This is a genomic window from Lysinibacillus sp. fkY74-1, from assembly GCF_053165895.1.
In genome coordinates this window covers 3,856,119-3,873,349 of the sequence record NZ_CP170173.1, presented here as the reverse complement: position 1 = coordinate 3,873,349, position 17,231 = coordinate 3,856,119, and the positions used below count along the sequence as shown (strand labels likewise).

The following is a 17,231-nucleotide window of genomic DNA, read 5'->3' as shown; positions in this document are numbered from 1 at the left end:
TTTGAAAACTGGATAAAACGACATTGAAATTGTAACAAACACATTTATTTTTTTAAGTTTTTTATAGGCTTAATAACATGATAAGGTTTTCAGACACGAGCAGTTCTAGGAAGCAATCGAGTAAATGAAGGAGCGTACTTCAGTACGTGACTGATTGAACGAGTGAGGCTGACAACGAAATGTGATGTGTATGGAAAGCTGATAGGTTAAGTTATTAAGGGCGCACGGCGAATGCCTTGGCACTAGGAGCCGAAGAAGGACGGCACTAACACCGATATGCTTCGGGGAGCTGTAAGTGAGCTTTGATCCGGAGATTTCCGAATGGGGGAACCCACTACGTTTAATCGCGTAGTATCTTGACGTGAATACATAGCGTCTTGAAGGCAGACCCAGGGAACTGAAACATCTAAGTACCTGGAGGAAGAGAAAGAAAAATCGATTCCCTGAGTAGCGGCGAGCGAAACGGGAAGAGCCCAAACCAAGAGGCTTGCCTCTTGGGGTTGTAGGACACTCAATACGGAGTTACAAAAGAGCGAGTTAGATGAAGCGACTTGGAAAGGTCCGCCAGAGCAGGTAAAAGCCCTGTAGTCGAAAGTTCGTTCTCTCCTGAGTGGATCCTGAGTACGGCGGAACACGTGAAATTCCGTCGGAATCCGGGAGGACCATCTCCCAAGGCTAAATACTACCTAGTGACCGATAGTGAACCAGTACCGTGAGGGAAAGGTGAAAAGCACCCCGGAAGGGGAGTGAAAGAGATCCTGAAACCGTGTGCCTACAAGTAGTTAGAGCCCGTTAATGGGTGATAGCGTGCCTTTTGTAGAATGAACCGGCGAGTTACGATTACGTGCGAGGTTAAGTTTTAGAAGGCGGAGCCGCAGCGAAAGCGAGTCTGAATAGGGCGAAGTAGTACGTGGTCGTAGACCCGAAACCAGGTGATCTACCCATGTCCAGGGTGAAGGTAAGGTAACACTTACTGGAGGCCCGAACCCACGCACGTTGAAAAGTGCGGGGATGAGGTGTGGGTAGCGGAGAAATTCCAATCGAACTTGGAGATAGCTGGTTCTCTCCGAAATAGCTTTAGGGCTAGCCTCGTGATGAGAATACTGGAGGTAGAGCACTGTTTGGACTAGGGGGCCATCCCGGTTTACCGAATTCAGACAAACTCCGAATGCCAGATATTTATACACGGGAGTCAGACTGCGAGTGATAAGATCCGTAGTCAAAAGGGAAACAGCCCAGACCACCAGCTAAGGTCCCAAAGTAATCGTTAAGTGGAAAAGGATGTGGCGTTGCACAGACAACCAGGATGTTGGCTTAGAAGCAGCCATCATTTAAAGAGTGCGTAATAGCTCACTGGTCGAGTGACGCTGCGCCGAAAATGTATCGGGGCTAAACGATTCACCGAAGCTGTGGATTGACATCTACGATGTCAGTGGTAGGAGAGCGTTCTAAGTGCGTTGAAGTCAGACCGGAAGGACTGGTGGAGCGCTTAGAAGTGAGAATGCCGGTATGAGTAGCGAAAGACGGGTGAGAATCCCGTCCACCGTATGACTAAGGTTTCCTGAGGAAGGCTCGTCCGCTCAGGGTTAGTCGGGACCTAAGCCGAGGCCGATAGGCGTAGGCGATGGACAACAGGTTGATATTCCTGTACCACCTCCTCACCGTTTGAGAAATGGGGGGACGCAGTAGGATAGGGTAAGCGCGCTGTTGGTTATGCGCGTCCAAGCAGTAAGGCGTGTGTGTAGGCAAATCCGCACACTGTAACGTTGAGCTGTGATGGCGAGTCCGTATGGACGAAGTTCCTGATTTCACACTGCCAAGAAAAGCCTCTATCGAGGTGAGAGGTGCCCGTACCGCAAACCGACACAGGTAGTCGAGGAGAGAATCCTAAGGTGTGCGAGAGAACTCTCGTTAAGGAACTCGGCAAAATGACCCCGTAACTTCGGGAGAAGGGGTGCTCTTGAGCGTGCAAGCGCATGAGAGCCGCAGTGAATAGGCCCAGGCGACTGTTTAGCAAAAACACAGGTCTCTGCAAAACCGTAAGGTGACGTATAGGGGCTGACGCCTGCCCGGTGCTGGAAGGTTAAGAGGAGTGGTTAGCGCAAGCGAAGCTGCGAATTGAAGCCCCAGTAAACGGCGGCCGTAACTATAACGGTCCTAAGGTAGCGAAATTCCTTGTCGGGTAAGTTCCGACCCGCACGAAAGGCGTAACGATCTGGGCACTGTCTCAACGAGAGACTCGGTGAAATTATAGTACCTGTGAAGATGCAGGTTACCCGCGACAGGACGGAAAGACCCCGTGGAGCTTTACTGTAGCCTGATATTGAATTTTGGTACAACTTGTACAGGATAGGTAGGAGCCAGAGATCTCGGAGCGCCAGCTTCGAAAGAGGCGTCGGTGGGATACTACCCTGGTTGTATTGAAATTCTAACCCATGCCCCTTAGCGGGGCAGGAGACAGTGTCAGGCGGACAGTTTGACTGGGGCGGTCGCCTCCTAAAAGGTAACGGAGGCGCCCAAAGGTTCCCTCAGAATGGTTGGAAATCATTCGTAGAGTGTAAAGGCACAAGGGAGCTTGACTGCGAGACCTACAAGTCGAGCAGGGTCGAAAGACGGGCTTAGTGATCCGGTGGTTCCGCATGGAAGGGCCATCGCTCAACGGATAAAAGCTACCCCGGGGATAACAGGCTTATCTCCCCCAAGAGTCCACATCGACGGGGAGGTTTGGCACCTCGATGTCGGCTCATCGCATCCTGGGGCTGTAGTCGGTCCCAAGGGTTGGGCTGTTCGCCCATTAAAGCGGTACGCGAGCTGGGTTCAGAACGTCGTGAGACAGTTCGGTCCCTATCCGTCGTGGGCGTAGGAAATTTGAGAGGAGCTGTCCTTAGTACGAGAGGACCGGGATGGACACACCGCTGGTGTACCAGTTGTCTTGCCAAAGGCATCGCTGGGTAGCTATGTGTGGACGGGATAAGTGCTGAAAGCATCTAAGCATGAAGCCCCCCTCAAGATGAGATTTCCCATTACGCAAGTAAGTAAGATCCCTCAAAGACGATGAGGTAGATAGGTTCGAGGTGGAAGTGTGGTGACACATGGAGCTGACGAATACTAATCGATCGAGGACTTAACCAAAAAGTTTGAAGCATTCAATGAACCGTTTATCCAGTTTTGAAAGAATAAAATTATTATAATATACTTGTAATTTTGATAAAATATGTTATAATAAGTAATGTCTTTCAAATAGTCTAGTGATGATGGCAAAGAGGTCACACCCGTTCCCATACCGAACACGGAAGTTAAGCTCTTTAGCGCCGATGGTAGTTGGGGGCTTCCCCCTGTGAGAGTAGGACGTCGCTAGGCTGTATACTAAAATTATTCCGAAGTAGCTCAGTTGGTAGTAGCACCTGACTGTTAATCAGGTTGTCGCAGGTTCGAGTCCTGCCTTCGGAGCCATTCTTGGAGAGTTGTCCGAGTGGCCGAAGGAGCACGATTGGAAATCGTGTAGGCGGTTAACACTGTCTCAAGGGTTCAAATCCCTTACTCTCCGCCAGCACTTTTAATTATTCCAAACGAAGGCCCCTTGGTCAAGTGGTTAAGACACCGCCCTTTCACGGCGGTAACACGGGTTCGAATCCCGTAGGGGTCACCATTCATTTTTATACCCAGATGGAGGATTAGCTCAGCTGGGAGAGCATCTGCCTTACAAGCAGAGGGTCGGCGGTTCGAGCCCGTCATCCTCCACCATTTTAAAAACAACATATATCATTAACGCGGGGTGGAGCAGCCTGGTAGCTCGTCGGGCTCATAACCCGAAGGTCGTTGGTTCAAATCCGGCCCCCGCAACCAAATGGTCCCGTGGTGTAGCGGTTAACATGCCTGCCTGTCACGCAGGAGATCGCCGGTTCGATCCCGGTCGGGACCGCCATTTTTTTATAATATATGGGTCAGTAGCTCAGTTGGTAGAGCATTAGATTGAAGCTCTAAGTGTCGGCGGTTCGATTCCGTCCTGACCCATCATTTTTTTGCCGGTGTAGCTCAGTTGGTAGAGCAACTGACTTGTAATCAGTAGGTCGTGGGTTCGACTCCTATCGCCGGCACCATGAATTCCCGGAGGGGTAGCGAAGTGGCTAAACGCGGCGGACTGTAAATCCGCTCCTTAGGGTTCGGCGGTTCGAATCCGTCCCCCTCCACCAGTTTTATTTTTTTGTTTTTAAATAGGGGCATAGTTCAACGGTAGAATAGAGGTCTCCAAAACCTTTGGTGTGGGTTCGATTCCTACTGCCCCTGCCAATTTATTTTATGGCGATTGTGGCGAAGTGGTTAACGCACCGGATTGTGGTTCCGGCATTCGTGGGTTCGATTCCCATCAGTCGCCCCATTCAAGAATAAAGTAAATTTCATAATAATAACTATAATATAATGGCGATTGTGGCGAAGTGGTTAACGCACCGGATTGTGGTTCCGGCATTCGTGGGTTCGATTCCCATCAGTCGCCCCATAGTTGGGGTATAGCCAAGCGGTAAGGCAACGGATTTTGATTCCGTCATGCCTAGGTTCGAATCCTAGTACCCCAGCCATTTTTTGCGGAAGTAGTTCAGTGGTAGAACACCACCTTGCCAAGGTGGGGGTCGCGAGTTCGAACCTCGTCTTCCGCTCCAAGTATGATGGCGGCATAGCCAAGTGGTAAGGCACAGGTCTGCAACACCTTTATCACCGGTTCAAATCCGGTTGCCGCCTCCATATTTTTACTGCTAATCGGTTTATCCGATTTTTTTTATCTCCATTATGCCGGTGTGGCGGAATTGGCAGACGCGCACGACTCAAAATCGTGTTCCTTTGGAGTGTCGGTTCGACCCCGACCACCGGTATCATTACGTACATATACGTTACATTTAGTAAGTTTAGAAAGCTCACAAACCTTGATAATACAGGGTTTGTGAGCTTTTTTCATTTTTGGGGATACGATAAGAATTGAAATCATTTTACACACTTCAGGTAGAAGACATTGATATATAAGGCTTTTTACTACATTCCCTATCCTTATCACCGGTAACGAGGTTAGCGTAATAATATAGCAATAGTTGTGTAGGAAGATTAGTTAAAGAAGGTAGTTTTTAAGTGAATGGTGCATTGTCAAAAAAATAATATATTACACAATAAGTAAGTTTCAATGGAAAGGTTGGAGGTGATTTTTATGAAGAAGGTATTAGTGGACAACAAGATGAATTTAAAGGGAACGATACTGCAAATGGTATTGATAAAATGTTTTCTGGTCAACCTGTTCACCCTACATGTAGAAATATGTTTGAAGCTGATATCGTATAACAAGCGAAGCTATAATACTACTTGGGGGTAATAGGGGTACTGGTGAATACGTTTAGAACCCAAAAAATAGCAATACAAACCAAAGCTTTGGTTTGTATTACTATTGTTAGTATGCTTCACCTTTTGAAATTATTGAACGCGAGCAAATCCAAATCCTGAAGCGTAGTCATCACCTATAGCAGCTCCATAACCACCTTTAATATCTACTGATTTTGCTCTCTCTTGTAAGTTAGAACGTAGTTGCGTGTTAGATAATGACGGATTTTCAGCCCAAATTTTTGCTGCTAAACCAGAGACATGAGGGGTAGCCATTGATGTGCCGCTAATTGTATTATAACCGCCATTATACCATGTAGAATAAACGGATGAGCCAGGAGCTGAGATTTCAATATCACCTTCCTGGATGACATAATCTCCAGCTGTAGATATATAACCACGTGAAGAGTAGTCAGCTACACGATAAGTCCCATTTTGTTGTACATTTTCTAAAGCTGCAACGGCGATTGCATTTGGTAATGCCCCCGGATAACCAATTGTTCCTTGCGCATAGCCAGAATTACCAGCTGCAGCTACTATTAGAATTCCTTTACTGTATGCGTAATTGACAGCACTCGAAATGAGGCTATTATTCGCTGAAGAACCTAGAGACATACTAATAATTGTTTTGGTACCAGTAGCTGTTGCTTGATCTGCTGCATGTCGAATAGCAGCAGCAATATCATCTGAGTATCCAGAACCGCTATCTAATAACACTTTGTAAGCCCAAAGATCAGCATCTGGAGCTACACCGTAAATGCCTGCTTGATCGCTTCCACCATCAGCTAAGGCCGTACCAGCAACATGTGTACCATGTCCGTTTCTATCAGTACAGCTGTTATTAATGGGTGTTGTCGCACCTGTAAAGTCTTTACATTGCTCTACGTTATTGACAAGGTCAGGATGAGAAATATTTACACCCGTATCGAGTACGGCAATATTAATGCCACTTCCTCCAGTTGTAGATGTTAAAGTATCATTGTTATAAATTGCTTTAATGCCCCAAGGTATTTGTTGAGAAGCTCTTAAAGAAGTTACCAAATCCAGAGTTTCATTTTCTACCATACTATCGTCTTCCAAACCTATCGTATCTAATGTAACGATAGGCACTTTTGTAACTGTGAAATTTTTATTCTTCTGTAATGCTTCGAATTGTTTTTCATTCATATCAGTTGAAAATCCGTTCTCTGTTAATTCCCAACGAGCAGAATATTGAGTTTTTAATGTTGATTTTTCTGTTTTTTTGTTTGCCTCAACATAAACACGGAATTTCTCCTGACCACCGTCGTTTCCTAAGCTATCTTCGCTATCCATCGCTGTTGCGTACACCGGGTTTATTACTGATCCTGCAATCAAAAGACTTAGCAACGTACTTTTCATTTTTTTCATTCTTTCCAACTCCTTTTCAAATTAAGTTATAGTACTACAATTTGAATCTACCATAATTTAGGTTTTTTGATTATTGGGAAAATTATGATTATAATAAATGTAAAATACAGTCATTCGATACGGGAGGTTATGAAAATGAAGATTGGTTCATTAATTAAGTACTATCGTACAAAGCTAGGAATGACACAGAATTCAGTGGCGATGGGGATTTGCTCGATTCCTCATTTAAGTAAAATTGAGAATAATAATAAAGAAGCAAATAGCGAGACAATACGTCTACTGCTAGAACGATTAAATATTAGTATTCACGATGTAGAGAATAACGAACAAAATATTATTTGCCTATTAAATGATTTACAAAAACATATAAATTACCTAGAGATTGATAAAGTAAAAGAGACAATGAGCAGATTAAAAGAATATGAAGAAATAATAGGTTTTACAGAATCTATTTATTTATATGAACTTTATAAGTTACGTTATTATGTGTTTGTTAAAGAGCATAAATTAGCAGACAATCAATTAAAATGGCTAAATGCCCACCGACCAAATTTTTCCCAACATGAAAGGTATTTACATTCATATTATTATGCATTAGTTTTAATTACAAAAGGTAAATATGAGGAAGCAGCTAAAGAACTAACTCAAATACTTCAAATACATCCAGAACTAGGGTCACTAGAAGGAGAGTTTTACTATCATTTCGCTTTAATAAAAGGGCGGTTAGAAGAACCAAGCCAAGCAATTATTTATGGGAAAAAAGCTCTTCAATTCTATAAGGACCAATTTAATTTTAAAAGAATTGTTTATACATTAATGTCTCTGGCACTCAATTACTCTCGAGGAAAAGTGTTTCACGAAGCAATCGAAATCTATGAACATTTAGTGAGAAATGTGGAGCTATTACAGCAACAGCAGCTATTACCTGCTATATATCACAATTTGGGGGATTTGTACCAAATGAGATGGGAATATGAAAATGCATTAATTTACTTTGAAAAAAGCGCTTCTTTAATGTCAAAGAACTGTGATCATTATCTGCTTTGCTTATATAATTTAGGTGTTACGCAATTTCGCTTAGAACAAACGGAAAAAAGTATAAAAACCTTTACTATTCTAAAGGAAGAAGCAAAAAATAAGAAAAAATTAAGTTTTAATTTATTTGCTACTTTTTATTTATATTTGCTAGGAGAAGAAAAAAAGAAAGCGATGGATTTTTTAGAAGGGAGGTTAATTCCATTTATAGCAGATAATGAAGAATTAAAAGAAATGCACCAACAATTTTCTAATTTATTGGGAGAGTATTATCGACAAGAAAAGCAGTTCGAGAAAGCTATGCAATTTATTGAAATTTAAAGGAGAGTGTGAATATGAAGAAAAATGTTGGATTATCAATTTTAATACTGAGTGCTGCAGTAATAATTATATCTGTTCCAATTCATCCACCGGTTTTATAAAAGGCAAGAGTGGGAGAAGGTAGTGGCTCTATCTAATGATTGAGGAACAGTGTTTTTCAAAACTCGAAATGTGAGGTACTTCGCAACTGAAAAATTGCCCATAAGTTAGACGTAGCCACCGAGATTAAACGCCAATTGCCTTAGGGCAAAGGCAGTACTGGTAGGTCTCCTATATGTATGGATTGCCTTTGGTTGATGAAGAAGGAGTCAAGCAGGTGTTAAGAAACCTGATAGCTGATTTTGACCTGACACTCGCACTTTCAGGGAAGCGTTCTGTAAATGAAAAACCATGAGTTGTTGAAAAGAGCGGAGAAGTAACATGAAGGACAATGTAAGATATCAATTGATGAACACGAAATCAACAGATGAAGTACATGCATTGCTCAATAACTTTCAATCAAATCATGTTGATTGACGATGGTATAGAATGATGTAGCCGCAAAAAAGCTAGAGCTTATCAAGTAGTAAATTGGCAGAAATGAATGAGGTATTGAACCCAGTAGCACCCCCCACACTCTACGTATGTAGAGTGTGGGGGGGGTATTTAATTGTTACTTTTCCGTTACTGGGTAATTAATTTCTGCTAAAAGTGCGCCTGCAAAGAGCTAACACTTTGTTACCGCAATTCAATGAGAAAGGATAATTTCTCGTTAAAGATGTTACAAACAGAATTTGAAAAAAACTTTGATATACCAAACTATCTTCATATACGGTTAAAGAGAAGATAATACCTTTCACCTTACGGGCGGCAAGATGTAATTAGTGAAAAAACTTATCTTGAGGCATAACACTTTTAAAGAAAAGTATGTACTTTTGAGATTTACATTGCCAAATTACTTTACACCAATTTTACACACATCAGATAGAATACCTTGAAATATAAGGCTTTTTAATGCATTCTCTGTCTCGACCACCGGTATCCTATACGAGCAACAGAGCAATGCTACATATTAAAGCTTCACACTTAATTGTGTGGAGTCTTTTTTGTTTTCCTTGCTACTACAACATCACTTCCACCATGTAGGACAGTACTTCCAACATAATTATGTGAAATTATGTGCTGCACAAACGTTTAAGGGTAGCAATTGATATAGTAGTGACAATATATATTCCTTTCTTCTATATGTTAAATGGAAATAATAGTTAGTATGAAGAGAGTTATAAATCTTTTTTGAAGGGGTTGCTCATAATTAAAACGATTTATATTTATCCGAAATTAGCAATGGGTTTTAGGGGATTTGCCACTGGTTTAGATAGAGAAGGATTCTTCTTGAAGAAAAGGTCAACGAGATTAAAAAAAAGCATAGAAAACGCATTGAAAGAGAATCATTTGAGTTCTTTTAACGTAGAAGTTACTCATGGATTTGAATCTCCAGAGGAATTATTAGAAAATAATGCCGTTTTGGTTTTAATTTCTCCATACTTAAAAAGTTTACTGGGTCACATTGATTTTTCGCAAAGTGGATACTATCTTTTATCAGAGACGGAATATAATTCTGAAAATATCACCAACATCATAAAGTATATAAAAACACTATAAATGTATAAAACGGATAAGATTAAAAGAAAACTATAGCATGCTAAAGTTATTTAGGTTAGCAATTGGAAATACAAAGGTAACTAAAAAATTTTGAAAAAAACAAGAATGTTTCTATTATTATTCTTGTTTTTTTATTACAATATTTGTTCTAACTTTTTAACTAGGTGGTGATCAGGCTGAAGCCAATACATCTTACAGAAATACCTAAAGAAATAGTCGATTATGTTGGTGGAGTTACCCATATTTCTTTTCCAAGACAGGGGCATACATCAGGCGTTGGAATCCTTTTTTCTGAAAGAGGCACTTTCGTTTTAAAGAGAACAAAAGGAAAGCAATACGGCTCATGGTTAAAGAAAGAAGCGACTGTTCTAAAATGTCTATCTAATTCTACATTACCTGTCCCTCGTTTATATTGTTTTGTTGAACAACCTTTAGACAATCAGGCATGGGCATTGATGGAATATATAGAAGGTAGCACGATTAGACAGGCGTTAGAGAATGAAACCAAAGAGGAAAACAGGCATGCAATCATCTTTCATTATGGAAAGGTCCTTTCAGCCATTCATTCAATGCCATGCCCACAGGAAGTAAAAAAGAGTACTGCCTCAGTTTGGATTGATGATATGTTAGGTCTGGCCGAGTTTAATCTGAAAAATTTTGAGGTGGATGGTACTTCAGAGTTGTTAGATGATTTAAAAAGGAATAAACCAGAACCTATTCAGCAAACATTTATACACGGTGATTTCACAATCGATAATGTTCTCGTTCATAATCAAAAAATATCGGGTATTATTGATTGGAGTGGTGGGGCATTCGGTGATCCGCGATACGATTTTGCGCTAGCTGTACGACCTAAACCACAAGCCTTTGAAACTGAGAGAGATAGGCAGATTTTTTATGAAGGGTATGGGAGAAAGTTAATTAATCAAAACGAGTACAATTACTTTAAAAATGGATTATATGAGTTTTTTTAGATGAAGATCTAAACCGTTCTGTAGGATAAATGACTTTCCTTCAGAGCGGTTTATTTGTTTTCGTTTCTTTTTTTTCTTTTCCATTCTTAATGATTAGTTCATGCTCTGTTCATGAAACAATTTTAAGCTAAGGATAATTAAAGAAATGGAGGGATAAAGGATGAATCTTGCCTGGAAAGAAATGAAGAAAAATAAAGTACGATTTTTAATCTTGGGCTCCATCATCTTCCTAGTTAGTTTTTTAACGTTTATTATTTCAGGTTTGGCGAATGGCTTGTCACAGGATAATGCAGCTTTAATAAAAGACTTACCGCAGGGGCAATTCTACATGACAGAGGATGCTGATGGGACGTTTAATCTTTCAAGAATCTCTAACAATCTACAACAGGAAGTCATGTCTGAAGAGAAGGAAGCAGTTGCCTTTTCTATTCAAATGGGCTTTTTAAGTGATGAGGATGATAAACAGCAAAGTGTGGCCTTTGTCACATCGACAGAGTCATCACTATTTAGAAATGTGCGTCAAGGTGAGGTCCTGTTAGACAGCTCGCTACAGGAAAAGGGAATAAAAGTGGGAGATATATTAGCGAACAATCAATATAGTGGAGAGTTCAAGGTGAAAGGCTTTGTGGAGCAAAAGAAATATAGCCATGCCCCTGTTGCTTATATCAGTAAAGAGGCTTACCAGGAAATGTATCGGATACAGGATATGCAGTTAATTTTTGTTCCACACAATGCTGCCAAGGATTTTGAGGGGCTACAGTCTTATAGCAATAAAGAATTTCTGAATGCTATCCCGAGTTACAGTGCGGAACAGATGTCTTTAAATATGATTATTTGGTTTTTAGTTGTCATTAGTGGTATGCTGTTTGCTATTTTCTTCTATATGATGAATGTACAAAAGATTGGCCTATATGGCATTCTAAAAGCAATTGGATTAAAAACAGGTAGGTTGTTTAACATGATCTGGACACAGATGGTGATTATTACAGCTATTTCACTAGTATTATCAGTCAGCCTTAGTCAATTATTCAATATAGTTGCGCCAAAGGGGATGCCATTTACGTTAAATTTAGGTACAACAATGCAGCTATCGTTAGTGTTCCTTGTCATTGGTTTTGTGGGAGCTACATTGTCAGGTCTACAAATTAAAAAAATTGAACCGTTACAAGCAATACACCAAGGGGAGGCTTAGTCATGACGTTATTTACGATTGATGAAGTAAGAAAAACGTTTAAAAATGGTGATGTCGAAGAGGAAATTTTAAAAGGTATTAATTTATCCTTAAAAGAAGGAGAGATTACGGCATTGGTAGGTGCATCTGGTTCAGGAAAAAGTACGCTATTAACTATAGCTGCTGGACTGCAACCCGCAACGGATGGACAGATTCTTTTTGAGGGACAAAATCTAACGACTATGAACGAAGAACAAGTACGAAAGCTGCGTGCAAGTAAATTTGGCTTTGTTTTTCAGTTTGCTCATCTTGTACCTTTTCTTACCGTAGAAGAACAGCTGCTATTAATGTTGGATGTTGCTGGGTCTCCACTGAAGAAACATGAACAAAAGCATGAAGTAAATCGTTTATTACAGTTAGTTGGGCTGGCTCATCGTCAAGATGCTTATCCTTCTTCATTGTCAGGGGGAGAAAAGCAACGTGTAGCGATTGCACGTGCCATCATTCATCAACCGAAAGTGCTGTTTGCAGATGAGCCAACAGCAAGTTTAGATTCACAGCGTTCTAAAGAAATTATGATGTTATTAAGAACATTAACAAAAACTTTAAGTATCACAACATTATTAGTGACGCATGACGAAGAGATGCTAGCTTATACAGATCGTATTATTAAAATGAGCGATGGTGTGGTATTACAAAATAAGCAAGGCTCCCACTAGTAGGGAGCCTTTGTAGCGTTTAGGTTAAACGGGCATTACGACTCACTTTACAAACCATTCTCATTAACGCTTTGTGTAGAAAAGGAAAAATAGTAAAAATAACATCCAGTGTTTTGCGCATTGGCATTGGACAAATGATAGGCTTATTTTGATGAACACCTTCTATAGCAATTTTTGCAATTCGCTGAGGTGAGATCATTTTTTGCTGCTGTAATTGTTTGGTGATAATTGATTTATCCATATGAATCGCTTTGGCGTTATCGAAAATAGGTGTATCCACAAACGTTGGACATAAGGCACTCACCTTAATCCCAAATTCCTCAGCCTCATAGTGTAGAGAGGTCGTTAATCCTATAACAGCATGTTTGGTAGTAGCGTATGCAGAAGAAAAAGGAGAAGGTCCTAACCCTGCAGCTGATGAGGTATTGATGATATGTCCAAAACCTTGTTTTTTCATAAGTGAATAACCTATTTGAGTACCATAAATGACACCCCATAAATTAATAGCCATAATTTCCTTCCAATCCTCAATAGTCGTTTCACCCAGCTCTCCGTACATAGCAATTCCAGCATTATTAAACAGATAATCTATCCGATGATATTCTTCAATTACACCATGAATGACAGATGCTACACTATTGTAATCGGTTACATTTAGTGGTACAAATTTTGCATGAACAGCATCATTATTTAACTGTGCTTCTAACATACGACCTTCTTGTTCTTGAATATCAGCAATAATGACAAATATATGTCGAGTAATTAATTCCTGGCAAATGGCCTTTCCTATCCCAGATACACCACCTGTAACAACAGCAATCTTTTTCATTTTTTAGGACCTCCCGATTTTGTCTCCTTCGTTTGCATAATGTTCAATGATAGAGCTATATTGCTGTGCCACTATATCAGCACCTTTACTATTTAAATGAACGCCATCCATAGTTACATGTAGCCCTCTTTTTTGAGATAATTTATCGATGCGTAAAGGATTTTTGTAAAATAAAACATCTAGTAGAACTCTCATTACACTCGTATTAATAAAGCTTGAGCAGTCCAAATGTTCTAAATGCTCTTTAAAGAGATTTTGCATATTCACAAAATAAACATTGCCGGATTTCAATGCAATAGACTCCATAACGGACGTTAGCTCTTTTACTTCGTTGTTAGAGTGATTTTGAAGATCTTCTCCTACTAATGCTGGAGATACTAGCACAACATTTTTAGAAGCGGTATGTGCTTTCTCTAATACTTTGAGGCAGTACTCTTCGAATTCTATATGATCCTTCGTCACGGGTTGTGCTTGCACCTTTAATAATTTTGAATAGACGTCATTGACGCCTACCCAAAGAAAAAGGAGATCATAGGAGGATTGGAGTGGCGTTTTTTCCAAGCGAGTAAATAAACTTTTAATCGTCTCGCCTGGATTCCCAAGATTGTCAAATGAAATATGAGGATATTGCAGTTTTAAAAGATTATAAAATGAAACTCCTGGACGACCTTCTGTTAAGCTATCACCTATTAAACCTACTTTCATTTAAATCCCACCTTTTTTAATTTCTTTTAAGAAAATCGTTATTGCTTGTTGAAAGAGTGGTTCTAATGATTTCAAATGTTGAGTATTGGTAAGCTGACATAATCCGCCTAGCCATGTGCCTAGTAAGACGGTCCAAGTATCTACATCGCCATGAACAAATTCGTTTTGGTCGATGCCCTCTTGAAGAATTGCACGATAAGCATTCATAGGTGTAATAGCTAAATTGAATAACTGCTGTATAGATTCGGGGGTTGATTTAGGATTAGATGCCAGTTCCTGACCTGATTTTAGTAAAGGTGTTTGATACTCATAGAGGACATGTAGGGCCATACCATACAATTTTTCTGTTGATGTGGTGTATGAAGATTCTTTTTGCAACCATTTGTCATGCCAATTTTTCATTGATTGCTGCGCTAAAAGCACAAATAACTTTTCCTTATTTTCGAAATGATAATAAATATGTCCTTTACTGTAACCAGAAACCTTCGAAATATCGCCAACAGATGTTTGATTATAGCCATGTTGAGAAAATAATTGGGTGGCATGTTTGATAATTTCAAGCTTTGCCTTGTCACTGTCATAGCGTCTTTTATTCAATGTTGTACTCCTTTAATGATTTGAACAATCGTTCTAATTTAATTATACATAATTTTCTAATTAAATAAATAGGTAAAATTTTTATTTGAAATACGGTTGGAAAGGAAGGAAATTCCAATTGTTTGTTGAATTATTTGTTATGCTTAAAAAAGGGGGATTTGTATGGGAAGAGTGATTGGCTTTGAATTAAATAGTCAGGAACCGAAGAAAGCGGCAGCTTTTTATAGCAAAGTGTTTGGCTGGAGGATAGCGGCTCCAAATTGGGATTATTGGCCAGTTACAACTGGGCATGAAAGCAAAATTGGGATTAATGGTGGTATTAGCAAAGGACCTAGTGATTATCCACATGGTACACGAATTCAGATTGAAGTGGATGCAATGGATGAAGTTATTGAGCAGGCAACCAGCAATGGGGCTACTATTTTACGTGGAAAAATGGAGTTTGAGGACTTTTATCTTGCTTATTTGATGGATCCGACTGGCATAGAAATTGGATTAATTCAACATAAAAATAACGAATAAAGTCTCTTTCAGAAGAGTCTTTTTTCATTTTTAGCATAACTACACGTCTTTATGGGTAAAGAATCGATGGAGGAGGGATAATGTGAGGAACATATTGAAATTAGTATGTTTGATCCTGATAGCGATTGGCATAATACCGAGGGAAGTGCAGGCAGCCAGCTTTAAAGATTTAACGGATGATACCTTGATGACAGAAATCCATTATTTAGTAGAGCAGGATATTGTGAAGGGCTATTCCAATCAGTTATTCAAGCCGAATGATTATGTAACGAAAGCACAGGTAGCTGTTATGCTAACACGTGCTTTGGGGCTAAACACAATCAACATACAAAACCCCAATTATCAGGATGTAACGCCAGCTAATAAATACTACAAAGAAATAGCTGCTGTACAAAAAAAAGGAATATTTGATGCAGCCCATAAATTTAACCCAGATGCACCGTTAACTAGAGCGGAAATGGCTATTGTGCTAAATAGGGCTTTCAAATTAAAAGGGTCAGATCCTTATTATTTTACAGATGTGACGGAGCAGACATATGGTTATAAAGAAATTTTAACACTGGCTCATAATCATTTGGTAAGGGGCTATGAGAATGGTGAGTTTAAACCTAATGCTCCTGTTACACGTGCCCACTTCTCAGCTTTTTTAGCGCGAGCATTGACTCTTTCTAAGCCTAGTTTGCTAAAGGACCCCGCGTTTGTTTATACGTATGGCTATTATTCTTTAAGTGACCATAAGCGGTATACCTTGAGCTATCGATATAAGCAACATGACGGTAAAAATGATGTATGGACAGTCAAAAATATTAGCACAGGACAAACTCTTTCTGATGAGCTTTTATATGGTCATGATCGTGTATATGGTCAAGCCATTGCTAGTGACGCTAATACACATTATGATTTATATATGGAACTACCACTTAGAATAGGGGTTATTTTACATGAAGATGATCCAGGGGTTACTGCAGGAGAACGAGTAACTGTAAAATCAACGAATGGTACAGTACAAGCTGGAGAAGTGCAATATACGGGTGTAATTATAGTAGAGAAAAGGTCAGTATATAGTGATGTGGTAAAAACTTATTATTTCGTAGATGATATTGGTTTAGTCAAGGAACTACACAATGATAAAGTTGTATTTGAACTATTCAATCGGACAATGAAATAATCAGGAAAGGAAAGCAAGCCACTGATGGACTCGCTTTCCTTTATTGTTGTAAAGAGATATGAAAAAAGCGCTGTAGAGCTTGCAGCCATTCCTTCTCAGTGTTTGTTGTATAGGTAGTTAAGGATTGCCCTTCGTAAATTCTAAATTCATTGTTCATCATCGTGTGACGTCCACGAGTAGTTCGAATCATGGCAATTTTATTTTTTTGTTTAGAGAGTCGTGGGGCAAATTTTGCATCATTTGCATCATCATGAAAACAATAAAGCAAACGCCATTGTTGCTTGGTTAGTTCAAAAAGCATCCAACCATTTTCTTCATCATACTCTACTTTATACAATTCTCGGCCTTCGCGATGCTGATATCCTGCTATTAACGGTACTGGTTTACAAGGCGCTAAAGCACCAACGCCTACATCTGAAATATAGGATTGTTTTGCATCTTTTACTAGTAATAGCTGGTGCATGGGTATATCTTCAGGAGGAGAGTGTTCTTCAACATTACGCCAAAACTGAGCATAGCGATTGGTAACTGAAAAGCCGAGCTCCCGTAAAAGCCAGCTAAATAAAATATTCAGTTCAAAACAATTGCCCCCACGTCTTTCTATAATAATCTTTTGAAATAAATCAGGAATAGAGAATGAGATACCGAGGTTCAAGGCAACATCTAAATTTTCATAGGGAATCGTCAATAGATGCTTTGTTTGTAGCTGTCCAAGTAGTTGGACGGTAGGCTCTAAGGTTCCTTGAAATTGAATATGCTGTAAATATTGCTGAATCTGTGCATTCATAAAATCGCCTCA

The 17,231-nt window shown here is 39.9% G+C and carries 12 protein-coding genes, 16 tRNA genes and 2 rRNA genes; 25 read left to right on the top strand and 5 right to left on the bottom strand.

Annotated features, from left to right (window positions below; translation table 11 throughout):
* The first annotated feature begins 204 nt into the window (after positions 1-204).
* The 18 genes from ACE1MS_RS19215 to ACE1MS_RS19130 all read left to right on the top strand — a co-directional run bounded on the left by ACE1MS_RS19215 (position 205) and on the right by ACE1MS_RS19130 (position 4,868).
* Positions 205-3,132, top strand: a 23S ribosomal RNA gene (locus ACE1MS_RS19215).
* Between the two features lie 112 nt (positions 3,133-3,244).
* Positions 3,245-3,360: ribosomal RNA gene (gene rrf, locus ACE1MS_RS19210) — 5S ribosomal RNA — on the top strand.
* A 16-nt stretch (positions 3,361-3,376) separates the two neighbouring features.
* Positions 3,377-3,453, top strand: a tRNA-Asn gene (locus ACE1MS_RS19205).
* 5 nt (positions 3,454-3,458) lie between these two features.
* Positions 3,459-3,550, top strand: a tRNA-Ser gene (locus ACE1MS_RS19200).
* A gap of 24 nt (positions 3,551-3,574) precedes the next feature.
* Positions 3,575-3,649, top strand: a tRNA-Glu gene (locus ACE1MS_RS19195).
* A 19-nt stretch (positions 3,650-3,668) separates the two neighbouring features.
* Positions 3,669-3,744, top strand: a tRNA-Val gene (locus tag ACE1MS_RS19190).
* Between the two features lie 25 nt (positions 3,745-3,769).
* Positions 3,770-3,846: transfer RNA gene (locus tag ACE1MS_RS19185), tRNA-Met, on the top strand.
* Between the two features lie 3 nt (positions 3,847-3,849).
* Positions 3,850-3,925: transfer RNA gene (locus tag ACE1MS_RS19180), tRNA-Asp, on the top strand.
* A gap of 16 nt (positions 3,926-3,941) precedes the next feature.
* Positions 3,942-4,014, top strand: a tRNA-Phe gene (locus ACE1MS_RS19175).
* 10 nt (positions 4,015-4,024) lie between these two features.
* Positions 4,025-4,100: transfer RNA gene (locus ACE1MS_RS19170), tRNA-Thr, on the top strand.
* A gap of 9 nt (positions 4,101-4,109) precedes the next feature.
* A tRNA-Tyr gene (locus ACE1MS_RS19165) sits at positions 4,110-4,193 on the top strand.
* 23 nt (positions 4,194-4,216) lie between these two features.
* Positions 4,217-4,290, top strand: a tRNA-Trp gene (locus ACE1MS_RS19160).
* Positions 4,291-4,302: 12 nt separating this feature from the next.
* Positions 4,303-4,378 (top strand) — tRNA-His (locus ACE1MS_RS19155).
* A 44-nt stretch (positions 4,379-4,422) separates the two neighbouring features.
* Positions 4,423-4,498, top strand: a tRNA-His gene (locus ACE1MS_RS19150).
* Between the two features lie 4 nt (positions 4,499-4,502).
* Positions 4,503-4,577, top strand: a tRNA-Gln gene (locus tag ACE1MS_RS19145).
* 6 nt (positions 4,578-4,583) lie between these two features.
* Positions 4,584-4,658: transfer RNA gene (locus tag ACE1MS_RS19140), tRNA-Gly, on the top strand.
* 8 nt (positions 4,659-4,666) lie between these two features.
* A tRNA-Cys gene (locus tag ACE1MS_RS19135) sits at positions 4,667-4,740 on the top strand.
* A 47-nt stretch (positions 4,741-4,787) separates the two neighbouring features.
* A tRNA-Leu gene (locus ACE1MS_RS19130) sits at positions 4,788-4,868 on the top strand.
* A gap of 586 nt (positions 4,869-5,454) precedes the next feature.
* On the opposite strand, the gene ACE1MS_RS19125 is transcribed toward ACE1MS_RS19130, so the two are convergent.
* Complete coding sequence (locus tag ACE1MS_RS19125; protein WP_447402566.1) at positions 5,455-6,750, bottom strand: S8 family peptidase; 1,296 nt, start codon at positions 6,748-6,750, stop codon at positions 5,455-5,457.
* Positions 6,751-6,885: 135 nt separating this feature from the next.
* On the opposite strand from ACE1MS_RS19125, the gene ACE1MS_RS19120 reads away from it, so the two are divergent.
* The 5 genes from ACE1MS_RS19120 (at position 6,886) to ACE1MS_RS19100 (ending at position 12,611) form a co-directional block, all read left to right on the top strand.
* The gene (locus ACE1MS_RS19120; RefSeq protein ID WP_227256887.1) at positions 6,886-8,106 is read left to right on the top strand and encodes a helix-turn-helix domain-containing protein; all 1,221 of its coding nucleotides are present in this window, start codon (positions 6,886-6,888) and stop codon (positions 8,104-8,106) included.
* Positions 8,107-9,477: 1,371 nt separating this feature from the next.
* A complete protein-coding gene (locus ACE1MS_RS19115; protein ID WP_325881841.1) occupies positions 9,478-9,747 on the top strand; it encodes a hypothetical protein in 270 nt (89 codons plus the stop codon).
* A 167-nt stretch (positions 9,748-9,914) separates the two neighbouring features.
* Positions 9,915-10,721 carry a phosphotransferase family protein gene (locus ACE1MS_RS19110; RefSeq protein WP_447402565.1) on the top strand — a complete coding sequence of 269 codons (807 nt, stop codon included), beginning with the start codon at positions 9,915-9,917 and terminating at the stop codon, positions 10,719-10,721.
* 160 nt (positions 10,722-10,881) lie between these two features.
* Entirely contained in the window at positions 10,882-11,913 is a 1,032-nt protein-coding gene (locus ACE1MS_RS19105; protein WP_031418223.1) for an ABC transporter permease, read from the top strand.
* A gap of 2 nt (positions 11,914-11,915) precedes the next feature.
* Positions 11,916-12,611, top strand: coding sequence for an ABC transporter ATP-binding protein (locus ACE1MS_RS19100; protein ID WP_012292131.1), 696 nt, complete (start codon positions 11,916-11,918; stop codon positions 12,609-12,611).
* A gap of 19 nt (positions 12,612-12,630) precedes the next feature.
* Here the strand turns inward: ACE1MS_RS19100 and ACE1MS_RS19095 are convergent, their stop codons facing one another.
* Genes ACE1MS_RS19095 through ACE1MS_RS19085 form a run of 3 tightly spaced genes read right to left on the bottom strand, consistent with a single transcriptional unit; the run spans position 12,631 to position 14,742 of the window.
* Positions 12,631-13,440 carry an SDR family NAD(P)-dependent oxidoreductase gene (locus ACE1MS_RS19095; protein ID WP_447402564.1) on the bottom strand — a complete coding sequence of 270 codons (810 nt, stop codon included), beginning with the start codon at positions 13,438-13,440 and terminating at the stop codon, positions 12,631-12,633.
* Positions 13,441-13,443: 3 nt separating this feature from the next.
* The gene (locus ACE1MS_RS19090; protein ID WP_012292133.1) at positions 13,444-14,145 is read right to left on the bottom strand and encodes an SGNH/GDSL hydrolase family protein; all 702 of its coding nucleotides are present in this window, start codon (positions 14,143-14,145) and stop codon (positions 13,444-13,446) included.
* The gene (locus ACE1MS_RS19085; RefSeq protein ID WP_036165440.1) at positions 14,146-14,742 is read right to left on the bottom strand and encodes a TetR/AcrR family transcriptional regulator; all 597 of its coding nucleotides are present in this window, start codon (positions 14,740-14,742) and stop codon (positions 14,146-14,148) included.
* Positions 14,743-14,904: 162 nt separating this feature from the next.
* Here ACE1MS_RS19085 and ACE1MS_RS19080 point away from each other — a divergent pair, with 162 nt between their 5' ends.
* Positions 14,905-15,264, top strand: a complete 360-nt coding sequence (locus ACE1MS_RS19080; RefSeq protein ID WP_031418229.1) for a VOC family protein — start codon at positions 14,905-14,907, stop codon at positions 15,262-15,264.
* Positions 15,265-15,346: 82 nt separating this feature from the next.
* The gene (locus ACE1MS_RS19075; protein ID WP_447402563.1) at positions 15,347-16,432 is read left to right on the top strand and encodes an S-layer homology domain-containing protein; all 1,086 of its coding nucleotides are present in this window, start codon (positions 15,347-15,349) and stop codon (positions 16,430-16,432) included.
* 40 nt (positions 16,433-16,472) lie between these two features.
* Here ACE1MS_RS19075 and ACE1MS_RS19070 read toward each other — a convergent pair whose 3' ends face one another.
* A complete protein-coding gene (locus ACE1MS_RS19070; protein WP_012292137.1) occupies positions 16,473-17,219 on the bottom strand; it encodes an arylamine N-acetyltransferase family protein in 747 nt (248 codons plus the stop codon).
* Positions 17,220-17,231: the final 12 nt, after the last annotated feature.